The 15,963-nt window shown below is 34.9% G+C and carries 11 protein-coding genes; all 11 read right to left on the bottom strand.

Annotated features, from left to right (window positions below; all coding sequences use genetic code 11):
- Nucleotides 1-10: 10 nt before the first annotated feature.
- The 11 genes from ACM39_RS03345 to ACM39_RS03295 all read right to left on the bottom strand — a co-directional run bounded on the left by ACM39_RS03345 (nt 11) and on the right by ACM39_RS03295 (nt 15,958).
- Nucleotides 11-1,264 carry a tetratricopeptide repeat protein gene (locus ACM39_RS03345; RefSeq protein ID WP_048509618.1) on the bottom strand — a complete coding sequence of 418 codons (1,254 nt, stop codon included), beginning with the start codon at nt 1,262-1,264 and terminating at the stop codon, nt 11-13.
- A 5-nt stretch (nt 1,265-1,269) separates the two neighbouring features.
- On the bottom strand, nt 1,270-3,429 hold the full coding sequence (locus tag ACM39_RS03340; RefSeq protein WP_048509617.1) for a type VI secretion system Vgr family protein: 2,160 nt from the start codon (nt 3,427-3,429) through the stop codon (nt 1,270-1,272).
- A gap of 249 nt (nt 3,430-3,678) precedes the next feature.
- The gene (tssD, locus tag ACM39_RS03335) at nt 3,679-4,083 is read right to left on the bottom strand and encodes a type VI secretion system tube protein TssD (protein ID WP_048509616.1); all 405 of its coding nucleotides are present in this window, start codon (nt 4,081-4,083) and stop codon (nt 3,679-3,681) included.
- A gap of 341 nt (nt 4,084-4,424) precedes the next feature.
- Complete coding sequence (locus tag ACM39_RS03330; RefSeq protein WP_228377048.1) at nt 4,425-5,426, bottom strand: DUF2931 family protein; 1,002 nt, start codon at nt 5,424-5,426, stop codon at nt 4,425-4,427.
- A 61-nt stretch (nt 5,427-5,487) separates the two neighbouring features.
- Nucleotides 5,488-7,170, bottom strand: coding sequence for a T6SS phospholipase effector Tle1-like catalytic domain-containing protein (locus tag ACM39_RS03325; RefSeq protein ID WP_048509614.1), 1,683 nt, complete (start codon nt 7,168-7,170; stop codon nt 5,488-5,490).
- Between the two features lie 2 nt (nt 7,171-7,172).
- Nucleotides 7,173-9,110 carry a type VI secretion system Vgr family protein gene (locus ACM39_RS03320; RefSeq protein ID WP_048509613.1) on the bottom strand — a complete coding sequence of 646 codons (1,938 nt, stop codon included), beginning with the start codon at nt 9,108-9,110 and terminating at the stop codon, nt 7,173-7,175.
- A 46-nt stretch (nt 9,111-9,156) separates the two neighbouring features.
- Nucleotides 9,157-10,023, bottom strand: coding sequence for a lytic transglycosylase domain-containing protein (locus tag ACM39_RS03315; protein WP_048509612.1), 867 nt, complete (start codon nt 10,021-10,023; stop codon nt 9,157-9,159).
- Between the two features lie 21 nt (nt 10,024-10,044).
- Nucleotides 10,045-12,552, bottom strand: coding sequence for an ATP-dependent Clp protease ATP-binding subunit (locus tag ACM39_RS03310; RefSeq protein ID WP_048509611.1), 2,508 nt, complete (start codon nt 12,550-12,552; stop codon nt 10,045-10,047).
- 279 nt (nt 12,553-12,831) lie between these two features.
- Nucleotides 12,832-13,236 (bottom strand): type VI secretion system tube protein TssD, encoded by a 405-nt coding sequence (gene tssD, locus ACM39_RS03305; protein WP_048509610.1) that lies wholly within the window; start codon nt 13,234-13,236, stop codon nt 12,832-12,834.
- 190 nt (nt 13,237-13,426) lie between these two features.
- Complete coding sequence (locus tag ACM39_RS03300) at nt 13,427-14,383, bottom strand: hypothetical protein (RefSeq protein WP_048509609.1); 957 nt, start codon at nt 14,381-14,383, stop codon at nt 13,427-13,429.
- Nucleotides 14,384-14,776: 393 nt separating this feature from the next.
- On the bottom strand, nt 14,777-15,958 hold the full coding sequence (locus tag ACM39_RS03295) for a hypothetical protein (RefSeq protein ID WP_131701396.1): 1,182 nt from the start codon (nt 15,956-15,958) through the stop codon (nt 14,777-14,779).
- Between the last annotated feature and the right edge of the window lie 5 nt (nt 15,959-15,963).

Raw genomic sequence — 15,963 nt, 5'->3', positions numbered from 1 at the left:
GAGGATTCACCTATTTTGGTTGTTCTACTTCTACCTTCCAATCATCACCAAAATATTTTTTCATTTCATTGTCTAAAGCTGACTTTTTTTCTTGGTCACCTTCGTATTTTATCATTAATAATGAAGCTACGAACCGTAAACTGCTTTGATCCCGCTTTTCAGATTCCAGCTGTCTTCCTATTTCAATACATTTTTCAAAATATTCTATCAGTTTGTTTCTGGTAAGAACTGTATCATTCAAAGTACCTATTATTCGATAACATTCGATTGCCATTGCATATTCTCCGATTTGCTGTGCGATATTGGCTGCTTTTTCAAAGGCTTCTTCTGCTTTGCGCTTTTTAGAATGTCCCAAAACATAACTTCCATAGTTCATATACATCTGAATTTCCAATGGTGAATTGGGTTCAACTTCACTAAATATCGTTTGGAACGCTTGTTCAGCCTTACCTTTCTCTCCATCAGCAATGTAAGTTTGAGACAACATAAAATAAGCAGATATTTCTCCTTCTTTATTTTTTTGTTCTTTAGCTAATTTTATCGCTGTTTTTAATGAATTTTTGGCTTCTTTATATCTTTGTTTGCTTAAATGATTACTAGCAATCAGAATCTGCTGTTGAAAATCTGTATCAGTACTGTTTTTCTTTCGGTTTGTATTGGCTGCAGTGTTCTGCATCAACTGATGGATGTCTACTTCCACTCTGAAACTGTGAGCTAAAGAATTACTAGGCAATGTTTTATATTCGTGATGTTCTGCCCAAACTAGTTTAATATCATTAATTTCTGCTTTTTTACACAGTTTACACCATTCTTTCACCCAAAGCGACAGCTCTTCTACATTACTAATTCTTACAGGAGCGATGTATAAATAGATTTTTGAATCTTTTAAATGAGGAAATTTTTTCTTTAAATCTATTAAAGGATAAAATGCTTTATACGCATCTGTATCAAGCTTTTCGTCAATATATCTCATTTCCCATCCGGGAATATTTTCATGACTTTTTTCTAAAACATCATAAAACTCTTTCCATTCTTCCCATAATAATTGCCCGAAAGAATCACTTCCATTAAATTCCTGATAATGAATCAAATAAACATCATCCCCATCATAATCATCAGACATTCTGGATTTTATGAATCCGTCGAACAAATCCGTCTCATGTTTTTCTCCAAGACAGATAAACATGGGTTTTTCTTCATTTTTTGAAACCACGTTTTTCCATTGTCTTTTGATCTTCACCAATTCCAAATCTACGGGATTCATGTATGCTAGTTTAGTTTTACAGTTCCACTTACAATATTAGTTTCGCTTCCTCCGCCGATGTTTATTTTTTGACTGCTCAGGTTTGCTTCAGTTTCAGCTCCCATCGAAAGCGTTTTTGTTCCGACATCCAGCGTGCTCGACTGAATTGCAATTCCCGACGTAGGATCTCCATCTTCAGGACCAACACCTATGCCGACGCTTGTTTTTGCCCCAACACCAATATTTTCACCCTGAATGATGATTTCTTTCCCTTTTATCTGAATATTTCCATCTTTATCCATGAAAATTGAGCTTTGCCCACACGTCAGGGTAATGGAAATTTTACTGTCAATATTTATCTTTCCGGCTCCGTCCAGAAACATACTGTTTTGATCTTTATCCCGCACCGTGATTCCTCCGCCATCATCTAAACTTATGGTATGACCGCTTTTACTGCTGAGACTTTTAATATTATTCCCGGCTCCGCCACCGCCACCAATTCCTCCGTGAAACATTCCTCCCATGACGAAAGGTCTGTCCGGATGCTGATGAACAAAATTGACAATAACCTGATCCCCAACTTCCGGGATGGCCATAAATCCACGATTTTTGCTAACTTTTTCACTGCTTCCTCCATCCGGAGTCATGACACGGATAAATTCTGTGCTGCTCTGCCCATTTTGCCAGTCGAACTGAGCCTGAACTCTTCCCTGATTCAGAGGATCTGTATTTGAGATAACAGTTGCTAATTGAGCATCCGCCTTTGGAACATGAAATTCCGGACGAGGAATATAACCGGTATCGGAAGCAATTGCTTCAAAATTACCATTATAATAGCCCCTTGCGTCCACCTCATGAGTTACCTCCATGATCATTAATTTTGTGAAATATGATGTTTCATTGCTTTCCGTTTTACGCATATCGATATCAGCAACACAACCGGGATATAAAAACGGAACCGTTGTACTTCCAAGCGTAACAAAGACATCTGCCGCTTTACTTCCTGCAGCTCCTTTTTGAGATGAATCAATATCCATCATAGAAGAAGCTTTTATGGGAGCTATCCTCAAAGATGGTGTTGTAAAGGTTTTTTCGGATATTTCATATGCTCTTTTAGCGATATCAGAAGTATGATTTATTTTTGAATTCCCTGTTGTAAGCTTTTCATTCTTACTGCTGTTATAACCATAAAACGAAGGGTTCACGTGTTGTGCCTTCATTTTGATTTTTACATCATTTACACTGCTTCCATAGGTAAGCTTTACGGGCTTTTCCTGAGGAGGAAGCTTTCCGAAATGAAGAACTTCACCATCATAATAAAATTGCTCTCCGTATGCCTCAGCTATTCTCGCTAAATAATTATAATGAGTTTCCTCGTATTGAGAACTGTAGGAAACATTTCCGTGTTGGGCATCAACTCTGTAGTCGAATTTGTTTTGCCCCAAACCTTCTTTTATTACCTGATCTGCAATACTGTTTAAGCTAATTTCCTGTTTCCCTCCAAAACTCTGAATATGGGGAGCCGCATCTAAAAGCACAGTCGGGCTATTTCCCATTAAAACAATATTTCCCAGACTTCCTTTTTCCTGACTGAAACCCACTTCTGTAATCACTCCTACAAAACTCCTTTCAGGGCCATCTTCTACATCTTTATATCTGAAAATTACAGTAACACGTTTTCCCAAAAAATTTTGGGCTTCCTCAAGATTATGGTTTTCCGCGCTTCCCAATGTATCGTGGGAAAGCATTAAACTAAACTCATGGTGCTTTACTGTACTCTGAGTCAGTTTGAAATGTTTAAAATGATTGATGACTTTGCCTTCAACCACTATTTCAAGTTTTACCACCCTATTGATTCCCATAATCTGGCTTTCAGGAATTGCTCCCGCGTTATGGATTTTTGAGGTAGGCTGTTTTGACCAGAATTTGTCTTCTGTGATGCTTGGCGTGTTTGGTTGTAAAACCTGATTCATCAGCATATTGGATGAACTTTGGATGACGCCAGTATATGCTTGAGCCTGAGAAAATTTCCGGGTAACTTTCTGAACCTTTTCGTTCTGCTGGATTTTCTCTCCGGCTTTGTTTACCATTTCTTTCTTTACCAAATCCTCCATCTGCGCACTATTTACAGAGCTTTTTCCCATCTTGGAAGTCGGTATTTTTGATGATTTATCGTCCTGAAACATCTTGTGTTATTTTTTTAAGTTAATATAATGGAAAGGTGTTTTTTAGCATTAGAAAATTTTTGGAATTTCAAGACCAAAAACTGTCTACGATTCAACTCTAATTCATCACAAATAACTGATATACAGGTATATAAATTGATAAAATTTTAGATTATGTCATTTCAAAAAAGAAAAAAACAGAATAGCCAGCTCTTTAATGAGCACACTATTCTGTTACTAAATTTATTTTTACTAAGATGATTGTAGGTTTTAGTTACCCGGCCAGATTCCTTCGTATGCAGAATTACCATAATTGATTTTTTCTGCGCTTACGATGAAGCTGATCAACATACTGTTTTCGTCTACTGCATCGAAATCTACTTCGTGCTGAATTACATATCCGTTTTCCCAGTTCAGAGTAATCAAAGTTCCTTCTTCGTGAGATTTGTTGAATGTAATTTCACCTTGTGTAGGCTTGTATTTTCCGTTTAATAAACTTTCTAATACATCAGATTTTTCTGTAGCCTCGATAGTAAGCTTGATGATTGCGTTAGAAGGATCTGAAGCTACTCGACCTGATACGTCTGTTGATCTGGAAACACTATAATTTAGCCTCAATAATTTTTGACCTTCTCCTCCGTTGAATTTTAAGATTCCTCTTGAATTTGCTGCCATTTTTGTAAATTTTAATCGTTAATATTTTGTGATTTGGTGATTGATTGTGAAGCAAAGATAGAACGGTTAATTTTAACCCAAAAGGATTTAAATGTAAATTTCATTTTTTGTAGTATTTCTACGACTTTGTGTAGTAATTCTACTACTTTAGATTTAATTAAACCTTAAAAACCCTTTATTGATAATAGTTTTAAAAGATTTTGATTAACTTAAAACATTTAAATTTTAACACTAAAAAGGGAAATATTAAGATAATTTTAAGACACAATAAAAAGAAATTTTAATAAAAAAAATGACAATTTAGAAAAACTGTCATTTTTAATTTGTAGAAAATTGAAAACTTATTTATAAGATTCGTGGAACTCTCTTTCAGTTTGAAAAACCCTTGTGCTGTCCGCCGGTAGTGGTTCACCGTTCAAAAGAATCTGAAAACTGCTGTTATCCTGAGAAACTTTAAATTCTAAATTTCCTTTACTTCCCGCTTTTCTGAAAATTTCATTAGCTTTTTCCCAACTGAAATAAGCTCTTCCCACGAACTGCTGATTGGCACCCGTTTCCCAGGTAAAATTAATTTCTTTAGGAACTGCTCTGTCTTTTAGCGGAACATTGTCAATCCAAGGCCGCAATATAGCTTCTGCTTCGCCATTGAAATAAATAATATTCATTTCAAATCTCTTAAGATTCTTATTTTCAGATGAAATCGTAGGTTTCCAACTATATCTGATTCTGTAATCTTCCCATTCTTTAGGACTTATATCTAAAAAACGGTTTTGCTTTAACTCTGCTCTTGTAACAGATAATTTTGAGAAAAATTTCTTTTCAAGCTCTTTATCATCTTTAATAATTTCTGCCTGAAATTTCCCCAATTCTATTTGAACAATACCATATCGAAGCCAGACAACTACCATACCTTTCGGTGCAAAACCAAAAACCAGTGTCGTAAAACTATTATAGGGATTTTGAGCACTGTTAAAGCTTTCATTCCGTCCTAAGATTTTATATTCCTGAAGCGATTCTTCCGACATTGAAACCTCACTCTGGGCATAAGCACGCTGCATATATTCTTTAATTTTATCAACCGGAAAATCAACTTTCAAATGATAAAAAGTGTCTTCATATCTTGAAAAATACTTGATGTCTGCACCAATCGGAGTTCCGTACTGCTCGGTCCATCCTTTCCCCGAATTTCCCCATTCTCCCGAAGTGCTACCATAAGGTAAGCTCGCAGCAACACCTTCCAGAGTAATAATTTTATCCTCAACAGGGCTTATATCCAGCTTGTTTCTGGGGTGGCTTATTTCTACTTGAAATTCAGGTAGTTTTTCGTTTTTTTCTTCTTTCATTTTTTGGCAACTAATATTTTGGGCAAGGAGTGTAAAAAAAAATAAAAATTTCAATACTGTTTTATCCATCTTGTATATATCTTTTTCTGAATTTGGCCTCAAGCGCACCTTTTGCTTTCGGAGCATCATTATTGGGTTTTGCATCCAAACCAATTTGGTTTGCTTTTACCGACCAATGCAGATATTCATTTCTTAAAGTCTTTAAATCTTCAGGATCAATATGTCCTAAATACGATAATTTTTTAATATCATTAATATAGTCTGATTTTGAAGGTTTTTTACCTGCATTATATTCATCTACATACTTATTTCTTATATCGTTACAGGCATTCATATAAGATGATAGCTGGGAATAAACTTTTTGCAGAAAGCTTTCATTTATACTATGATCTTCTGTAATTCTGTCCTCTATATAAACAACATCATTATTTTTAGAATAATGAAACATTTGGTTTAATGGAATTTTGTCATATTTGTTATAAAGCTTTCTCGTTCCTACCAAACCGTAATACTGCGAAATTTTATTCCACCATCTGTCGTAATTTACATCTTTTTGATCGAAATATTTTATTTTCAGCTGATCTTCCCTGTACCAGCCTTCTTCTACGACAATTTTTTTGAATGCTTCACATTCTTTATGTGTTTTGTAATTTTGATAAACATCGAAAGAATCACAATATAAAACAGAAATCTCCGTATCTCCGTCACCATAAGACCCGCCAATATCAGAGTGAACGCCGGGAAGTGTAAATTCCAGACCGTAAAGTCCTGTACTGTTGATATTCGTTAAATCAAAATTATCTCTATACTCATCACCGGAAGCCAAATGTAAAACAAAATTTACCTTACCGCCGCCGATGGTGTCTAAACCTAATTGTTTGGTATCGTTATCAATTCCCCAGCCACCTCTGTGATTGAGCCCGTAAGATGCCACTGTATCATAAAGCCCTGCAAATCTGAATTTTATCTGTTTTACATCTAACTCCTGTTCCAAAAGACACGCTCCAAAATAACCATATTTACTAATAAAACTTGCTTTTGAACCATCTTTATCATTAAGCGTGAATACTCCTTTTTCAATAGATTCGGGAGGAAAAACCTGTAACACCTGCCTTCCGAAAGGATAGGTAAAAGTAGCCGGAGAATTGGCAACATGCACAAAATGTCTCGCGGCGGCGGCTCCTCTGCTGAAACCGAAAACGTTTACCGTAAGAATGCTAATCGGTTTTTTTAAACTTTTAAATCTTTGCGAAATTGCTTCCGCACCCTTTTTACAGCCTTTGGCGACTTTTGCAACGACACCTGTACTTCCAGTTCCCTGTGCAACGCCTTTTAGAATGCTGTCACTTTTTTTATCTTCAGTTCCGATACCCTCAATATACCATGAAACCTGATTTTCTGCACTGGCATCAATTGCATCATATCCTCTTGCGACATTGGTAAACTCATTATTGTAGCTGTCATCTTTATCGCTGCTGGCTTCTTTGAAACTACCTCCAAGTTGTGTGTTTGTTTTATTATTTTGAGTTCCGTCAAAAAATAAATTTAAAGTGACATTGATAGAATTTACCGGTTTATCATTCGGGTTTACCGTTTGAGCCTTATTATAACTCACTCCCGAATCTTTTCCTTTCTGTTCAACGGAAACCGCACTGTTGTGATCGATACCTTCTTTGGCATACGTCAAGTAATTACCTCCCGTTTGAGTGGTTGTTTTACCTTCTACAAAATACTCGATGCTCATTTTTAGTGATTTTTAGATTTCTCTCCACTATTGTTCTGAACTTCTTTTTCAGCGTGATGTTCTACCTTTCCCTGACTGTTTACTTCAACACCTTTAAGGCTTGTAAGTTTATGTTCCTTTTCCCCAAAAACTTCCATGTCACCTTTTACATAGCTGCTTAGTTTTCCGACAACATTTGTAGTAAAATCAGCACCTGTGGAAATATATTTTCGGGCTCCGACACTTTCTGTATGATTCAGCGTTACTGAATCTGTTTTATGCATTCCGACATTGGTATTCATATTTTCACCAACGTTGATATTCATGTTTTTACAGTTTAATGTCATGGTTTCAGGAGCAGTAATTGTAATATTGCTTCCTGTGGTATCCAAATGAATTTCGTTACCTGATTTATCCGTAATAATGATGCTTTCATCTTCTGTAAAAATGATTCTGTGCCCGCTTCTGGTTTGAATAGATTTTACCCTGTTATCAACACCTCCGCCAAGGCCAACAGCTCCGTGAAACATTCCTCCCATTACAAACGGCCTGTCCGGATGACTGTGAACAAAGTTTACCATTACCTGATCTCCCACTTCGGGAATCGCAACGTAGCCTCTGTTTTGAGAAACCTGATCTGTTCCCCCCGCATCAGGGCTCATCATCCTGATAAAATGAGTCGTATCATTTGTTTGCCAGTCAAATTTTACCTGTACTCTTCCCTGACCTTCGGGATCTGCATTGGAAACTACCGTTGCAATTTGTGGTTCGGCTTTAGGAACATTAAATTCCGGTTTCGGTAAAAATCCTGTATCTGATGCAATTCCTTCAAAACTTCCTTTGTAATGGCCGATTGTATCGATTTCATGAGAAACTTCCGTTACCATAATTTTGGTGAAATAAGCACTTTCATTAGTGTCCGGTTTTCTCATCTGAACATCAACCACGCAACCCGGATGTAAAAACGGAACCGTAGTATTTCCTGATAATGTAAATACGCTTACAGCTTCACTTCCAGATGTACTTTTTTGAGAATATTCTACATCAAGATGTGTTGATGCTTTGATTGGAGCCACCTGAAGCGCAGGAGTTTTATAAATCTTATCGTTATGAGAATATGCTGTCTTTGCTAAATCTCCAACATGCTGTATCGGTGTCTCTCCAGAAATTAATTTCTCATTTTTACTGCTGTTGTAGCCATAAAACTGAGGTTTTGTATGAACAGCTTTTAATTCAACTTTTACATCATTGGCATTGCTTCCGTAGATTAATTTTATAGGTTTATTCTGAGCCGGAAGTTTCCCGAAATGCAAAACTTCACCATCATAATAAAACTGCTCTCCGTAGGCTTCCGCCATTCTTGCCAGATAATTATAATGCGTCTCATCATATTGGCTGCTGTAAATGATTTGAGAATAATCATTGGTATCAATTCTTACATCAAAACGGCTTTTATCAATTCCTTGTTTGATAACAGCCTCGGCAATGATTCCCATATTAACAGGCTGATCACCGCCAAAACTTTGAATATGAGGTGCGCCATCCAACAATATCGTAGGGCTGTAACCTGACAAGACAATATTTCCCAGACTCATTTTCTCCTGGCTGAAACCCACTCCGGTTATTATTCCCACAAAAGTTCTTTCCGGACTGCTGTCAATATCTTTGTAGGAGATAACAGCTGTTAAACGTTTTCCTAAAAACTTATTGGCTTCTTCCAAGGCATGGGTTTGTCTGTCACCCAAAGCATCATGCGCCAAGGTAAGAAAAAACTCATGGTGACGTCTTGCGCTTTGTGTAAGCTTAAAATGCTTGTAATACTTAATAACTTTACCTTCGATAACCAGAGACAATTTCACCAGCCTGTTGATTCCGGTGTGATGACTTTGAGAAACTCCGTCTGCATTTTGTGATGGACGGAACGAAGGGCTTTTTAGTATATTTTGTGATTCTGTTTTCATATTACCTGTAATTTGGATAGATTAAACATTATCGCTTAGTGTTTGCTTATTGTTTGGTGTTTATTATGTTTCCCTCTTTTATCGATCGGGAAAGTATTTTGTTTTTTCTTAATAAAAAGTCAGGCATCAAATCTGTTGGCAGATATAACATACTTTCCCCTTTATTTTCAAGTTCTTCAGTAATTCCCGGATTCCATGCGAGAATTTTGTTTACGTCAACGTCTAATTCGTCTGCAATGACATTCAAATTAAAACCTGCATTAATTTCAGTTTCAGATAAATTGGAATTATATTTTTTAGATCCTGAACCTGCAAAAAATACGGCATTCATTCTTGAAGAATTATAATTGTTTAAAACGCTTGGTAATTCCCCTGTTGCATAACAGGCATTCAAATATTTTTTAACGTGATTAATGGTTTCTTCCGGCAAATATTTATAAAAAACATGGTACTGAGAAGATCCTGCTGCTGCCATTGCTTTGGCAACATTTCCTTCTCCACAATTGTATGCTGCAACTACTGTCACCCAATTGTTATATTTTTTATAAAGATTTGTCAAAGAAACTACCGCTGTTTTTGTGCTCTTATACAAATCATTACGGTTTTGCTCTGAAAGCCCGTACTGATTCGCATGAGAAGTCATAAACTGCCAAACTCCCACCGCTCCGGCTCCGGAAGTAATATTTCTGTTAAAATGAGATTCTATCAAAGCCAGGTTTCTCAAATGTCGCGGCAAACCTTTTTCAGCAAGAGAATATTCGATAAAATCAACTATTTCTTTATTCGAACTAATGATTCGCTGATATTTTCTCACACTATTTTCCGAAGTGTCTGATGCGGAAAGAAACTGTGCGTTCACCATTTGTGAACAGCTCATTAATATTATTCCTAAAAAGATATTTTTGAGATTCATATTAATTTCTTTTGGTAAGTTTTACCGTTTGTCTTCATCTACTTTCCAACTTAATTTTTCTTCGTTTTTATTCCAGTCTACATCAATTGTTTGTCCGGATTTCACCTCTTCCCTCACAATCATTTTCGAAATCGGTCTTGCCAGCTGCGATCGAATAACCCCGGAAATCTGCCTTGCTCCATATTTACTGCTGAAACCTCCTAAGGCTAGGTTTTTCACGGCTTCGTCTGTGATTTTCAGGGTAATCCCCAATCTCGTTAATGAAGTATGGAGTGATTTTAACTGAATATTAAAAATTCTCTCGGCAATAGATTCCGTAATAGGTGCAAAAGGGATAATTTCCGTAATTCTTGCTAAAAATTCCGGCCTGAAACGTCCTGAATTTGACATAATCTGCATTAATGAAGATGATTCCGGTACTTTACCTTCTTCAAACTGCTTTACAATTTCTTCACTTCCAATGTTTGAAGTGAATAAAATTAAAGCATTACTGAAATCTCCTTCTTTCCCAAGCTTATCATGAACTTTTCCTTCGTCCATAATCTGTAAAAAGACATCAAAAACCGAGTGATGCGCTTTTTCAATTTCGTCAAATAGCACAACCGTATAAGGTTGTTGCCTGATTTTATTCACCAACATACCTCCTTCCTCGTAACCAACATATCCCGGAGGGGCACCGTATAAAAGTGCTGCTGAATGTTCTTCTTTAAATTCGGACATATCAAAACGAACCATTGCTTTTTCATCATTGAAAAGCAGTTCCGCCATAGATTTTGCCAACTCAGTTTTCCCGGTTCCGGTAGGTCCCAGAAGGAAGAATGACCCGATTGGCTGCCCTGGTTTATTCAATCCGCTTCGGTTTTCAACAATCGCATCCGAAAGGATCTTCAAAGCATGATCCTGCCCGACAACCCGATTCATTAAAAGACCTTCCATATTCAACAGTTTTTCCTTTTCCTGAGCCTGAATCTTGCCAATAGGAATGTTGGTTTTTGCTGCCATTACAGCCGCCAGTTCCAGACGATCTACTTTTTCTCTCTTTACTGACGCATGTTGAAGAAGTTCAGAATAGGTTTCTTCAATTATTTTCTGAATTTCCTCCACAGGCATAGAATTGTCGATTTGAGGCTGCTCACTCAAGGAACCCCATAAAATCGGACTAATTTTATCTCTTAATAAATTATACGTCCAAATCAATTCATCGGCTTTATCTTTTTCATCAAAAAATTCTTCTGTTAAGATTTGATCATAGCTTGTTTTCCAGCTTTCCAGTTCTTTCTCTGAAAGTTCGTCAAGCATTTTGATCGCTGCCATTGTTCTGTCTAACAAGTCAATAGCTGCATCCGGTAATTTTTTCCCTTTAGCATACCTTTTTGCCAAACGTACACATTCCGGCAATGCTGTTTTTTCCACTTCAATTCCATGGTGCTTTTTGTAACCTTCCAAAAGAACGTCAATCATTTTGACACAAGTTTTTTCATCAGGCTCATTCACCGTCAATACTTCAAAACGACGGTTAAAAGCCTGTTCCGGCTCAATAATTTTTCTGTATTCTTCCTGGGTTGTTGCCCCGATTACAGTAATTTCACCTCTTGCCAATTCGGGTTTCAAAAGATTGGCAACATTTCCAATACTCCCTTTCGGATCGAGAAGTGTGTGAATTTCATCGATGAAAAGAATTGCTTTTTCAATCTTTTTACATTCATTGATTACTTTTTTAAGACGATCTTCGATTTCACCTTTATAAGAAGTTCCTGCTAATAACGCACCTGTATCCAATTCTAAAAGAGTACCGTTTTTCAACATTTCAGGGACATTCCCTTTTGTAATTTCAATCGCAAAACCTTCTACTAAAGCTGTTTTGCCTACTCCAGGTTCCCCAATGATAATCACATTGGGTTTACTTCTCCGGCAAAGAATTTCAACCAGCATTCTGAGTTCCTTATCTCTCCCGATGATATTTTCGAGTTCCCCTTTTCTGGCTTGAGCTGTTCTGTCTACACAATAGCTCTTAATTGAAGGAAAAGAATTATCTGAATACTCTGAACCATTTGAAAAAATCGACGAAAAGTTTCCATTTTCTAAATTTTCGTAGGGAGTATCTTTTCTATATAAATTAAAAACCTCATGTTCTCTAAGTGGCAGAGATTTAAGCTGTTGCAAAGTAAAAGCAACCTGAGGTTTTACAATAGCAGTCAAAATACAAATTGGGGTAATTTCGTCCAGACCAAGTTTTAAACGAATATCATCTGCTTCTTCCACAATGTTATTCACCAATTCATCCTCTCCCACCTCATTTGGAAGATGCGTAGTTTTGGGATAATCTTCGATTCTCACATCGGCCCATTCATAAAAATAGCCGGGATCCTTATCAATGCTTTTCAGAAATTCATTGAGACCAATATCTTTATGCATTAAAGCCTGTAAAATATGAGGTCCACCGTATGTTGCATTATAATTTTCCCTTGCGATAGACTGGGCAATATGAAAAAGCTGTTTTACTGTTTCGTTGGTTACTAGTACTCCCATTGTTGTATTTTTCTCAAATTAATAATATCTTTTGGTGATGGTGTATTCTCTAATGATTATGTTTTTGTTAAATTTTAATCAAAAATCAATCCGTTATCATTAAAAATTTTAATTAAATACTAAGATATTAGTTTTTTTTGACAACATAAAATATGTCTTAAAAATGTGACATACAATATTATTCAAAGCATAGTATTTTTATTCCCAAAATGGAAAAAAAAGACCGTCTTTTTGGGACAGTCTTTTGATATCTGAATGTTAAATTTTAATTATTTAAAATTAAGCTCCCGGCCATAGACCTTCATAAGCTGCATTACCGTAGTTGATTTTCTCTGCACTTACGATAAAGCTGATCAACATACTGTTTTCGTCTACTGCATCGAAATCTACCTCGTGCTGAATTACATATCCGTTTTCCCAGTTCAGAGTAATCAAAGTTCCTTCTTCGTGAGATTTGTTGAATGTAATTTCACCTTGTGTAGGCTTGTATTTTCCGTTTAGTAAGCTTTCTAATACATCAGATTTTTCTGTAGCCTCGATAGTAAGCTTGATAATTGCGTTAGAAGGATCTGAAGCTACTCGACCTGATACGTCTGTTGATCTGGAAACACTGTAGTTTAGCTTCAATAATTTTTGACCTTCTCCTCCGTTGAATTTTAAGATTCCTCTTGAATTTGCTGCCATGATTTGTAAATTTTAATCGTTAATATTTTGTGATTCAGTGATTGATTGTTACACAAAGATAAAACCGGAAAATTAGTTTTGAAAATTTTTCACAATTAATTTGAATTTTTGTCGTAATTCTACGATTTGATGTCGTAATTCTACGACAAATGACTTAACATTAATTTAAAATGTCTTTATTAATAATAGTTTAAAACATTTCATCAATAATTATATGGGTGAAATGTTTTGCACCAAACCGGGAAACGGAATAATAAATTTCTGCTTTTTTTATGATTCCATTTTCAGGATGAAGACTATACTCTCCTTTGTATTTTACGGCGTTTTCTTCCATTCTGCCAATCTGTAGAAAATCAAATTCCTGAGAAGAATTATTTCTTACCTTTTGTTCAATATCAAGAAAAATATCATCATAAATGAGTTGTTTGAAATAAGATTTACCATTCCTAAAATCATTTCTTACAGGAGCAAAATAAGTTTTAATAAAAGTATCTTCTTTCATTCTTTTATTGAAAACTTTATCATTTAAAACTGCATATTCAAATTCATCAATATAAATCCTTGCATATTGATCAGGAAATAGATCTATCAGTCGCTCTTTTATATTTTGAAAACCATCAATAATCTCTTTTTGAAGACTGATACTCACAATAGCTCCTCTCGAATCTGTCCTGATAACAAATTCTTTTAAGGAACGGATACATTCTGTTGCCAAATCTGTCATTTTACAGTCGTTACTGCCGGAAATTTCATTTTTAAAAAAATGAAAAACATGATTTTCTTCTTCTTTCCTGATCCACTTCAGATGTACTTCAAAAAACAGAGAATTTCTAGTGATTCCATCATCTTTCTCTTTAGTTTCTATGATATCAACAGTATATTTTTTATTTAAAGTTTCAGGATTAAATATAATTTGAGGATTTTGAGCCGGACTTTTGCAGGGAGCATCATTCTTCTCGTTAAATTCTATGATTTTAATAGCATCAGGAATCAAAAGTTTTTTTCTGGGAATCAAATCTTCATGAATATAATCTTCCTTTGCACATAGTTTATTATGATAATCTTTTAAGTATTGTGGATTTTCTAATTTTATATCCTCAGAGACACTTTCTAAAGTTTCTCCGGGAAGAATAAAATGAACAATCATATTTTTGTTTTTTGGTATAAACCAAATTTATCTAAAAAATTTCTTACTCAAAACAGTTTTTAATTAATTTAATTTCACGAAAAGCTAATATTAATATATTTTAAACAAAAAAACAGTACACAAATGTATACTGCTCTTAAAAATATATTAAATATTAATCTGAACTTCTAAATCTAAACCGTCTAATTAAGAAATAATATTAAAAACAGAGGTTCTATCTTTGAATCCGGTTACAAAATTAATCATTATGTTGTGATAAATAACAAACCCCATTTAGAATGGTTAATTACAGCATATTCTTTTCAAATTTTAAAGAATAAATTATTCTAAAAGATAATTTACATTAAAATTCTATTCCTAAAAGAAAAAAGAGACTCTAAAAGCCTCTTTCATTTATTCCATTCCCGGGAGAGCAACGCCACCCATTTTTGTTTCTTCCCAAACATTTTTAAAATCAGGAAGATGGTAATAGTTATTCTTTTTAAATTCATGTTCATATTGTTTTCCGTCTATTGAATTTAAAGAGCTGAAAAACTGATACTGCATTCCCACTTTTTCTCCCATTTTTTCTCCATAATAAGCCAGCTTACCTAATATTTCTGCTTTTTTCGCAAAACTCATACTAGATTTTTTATTTAAAATTTCTTTTACAATATACTCCTGAATCGCTGCAAGATAAGATCTCTGCTCTTCAGATTTGGAATGAGAAATCACGTCCATCACTTCTTTGTTGAAAACAATCTCTCCGCTACATCTCTTATTCCAAAGAATTTTTTCAAGTTCTGGTGGGTTTTTGTAATCACTATTTAATACGAAACTTAACAGTTCAGGATCTTTTACATAACCAAAAGTTTTCACTAAAGATTTTAAAAATACCTCATCATTTGTTTTCAACCAAACAAAGTCTGCTTTGCTGTTATTAAAAAGATATTTGTTTCTAGCGACTATCGACTGAATGTTTTCGTATCTTTTTTGTTTCAAATCTTTTTCATTCATCCATTTTTTCATGACGACTTTATCACCTTCGGGACTTTTGTAATCACCGGAAAGATTTTCTTCAAAATGAATTACTTCAGGATATTTATCCTGATAATCAATCAGTTCAGGAATCGCAAACAATGGAGCAATAAAATTATTTTTTTTATAAACAAAAATACCATCATAATCAATCAGATTATTTTTATAAAAAACAACCTCATTACTACAAGGAGCTATTAAATTGACATACAAATATTCTTTATCAGACGCCGTATCAATCTGACGCTGAAAAACTTCCTTGATCCTAGCATTGAATTCATCATTTGTTAAAGGTTTGTAGCCATTTTGCTTCAAAATATCCTTTACAATTTGTCCTTCTGCTTTCACATCTTCATCATTATATTCAATTTGATAATCCACAGCATCTCCCACGGTTGCTTTTAAACCTTTTTTCAATTGATTTTTTAAAATATCTACTTCTTTATTCATAGAAATGCTGTTTTGTGATTGATAATTTTTATCATCCTTTTGAGTCTCTTTTTGACAAGAAACTAAAAATGTGATCAATAAACTTGTAAGTACTACTCCTTTTTTCATAAATC

It is taken from the genome of Chryseobacterium sp. FH2 (assembly GCF_001045455.1).
Classification (GTDB): domain Bacteria; phylum Bacteroidota; class Bacteroidia; order Flavobacteriales; family Weeksellaceae; genus Chryseobacterium.
Note: the sequence above shows the minus strand (reverse complement) of the source record. Positions and strands in the feature narration are given on the sequence as shown.

Excerpts from the sequence above, each read along its gene's own strand:
- ACM39_RS03315 (WP_048509612.1), bottom strand. The coding sequence starts at position 10,023 with ATGAATCTCAAAAATATCTTTTTAGGAATAATATTAATGAGCTGTTCA.
- tssD (WP_048509610.1), bottom strand. The coding sequence starts at position 13,236 with ATGGCAGCAAATTCAAGAGGAATCTTAAAATTCAACGGAGGAGAAGGT.
- ACM39_RS03340 (WP_048509617.1), bottom strand. The coding sequence starts at position 3,429 with ATGTTTCAGGACGATAAATCATCAAAAATACCGACTTCCAAGATGGGA.
- ACM39_RS03325 (WP_048509614.1), bottom strand. The coding sequence starts at position 7,170 with ATGAGCATCGAGTATTTTGTAGAAGGTAAAACAACCACTCAAACGGGA.
- tssD (WP_048509616.1), bottom strand. The coding sequence starts at position 4,083 with ATGGCAGCAAATTCAAGAGGAATCTTAAAATTCAACGGAGGAGAAGGT.
- ACM39_RS03345 (WP_048509618.1), bottom strand. The coding sequence starts at position 1,264 with ATGAATCCCGTAGATTTGGAATTGGTGAAGATCAAAAGACAATGGAAA.
- ACM39_RS03320 (WP_048509613.1), bottom strand. The coding sequence starts at position 9,110 with ATGAAAACAGAATCACAAAATATACTAAAAAGCCCTTCGTTCCGTCCA.
- ACM39_RS03330 (WP_228377048.1), bottom strand. The coding sequence starts at position 5,426 with ATGAAAGAAGAAAAAAACGAAAAACTACCTGAATTTCAAGTAGAAATA.
- ACM39_RS03300 (WP_048509609.1), bottom strand. The coding sequence starts at position 14,383 with ATGATTGTTCATTTTATTCTTCCCGGAGAAACTTTAGAAAGTGTCTCT.
- ACM39_RS03295 (WP_131701396.1), bottom strand. The coding sequence starts at position 15,958 with ATGAAAAAAGGAGTAGTACTTACAAGTTTATTGATCACATTTTTAGTT.
- ACM39_RS03310 (WP_048509611.1), bottom strand. The coding sequence starts at position 12,552 with ATGGGAGTACTAGTAACCAACGAAACAGTAAAACAGCTTTTTCATATT.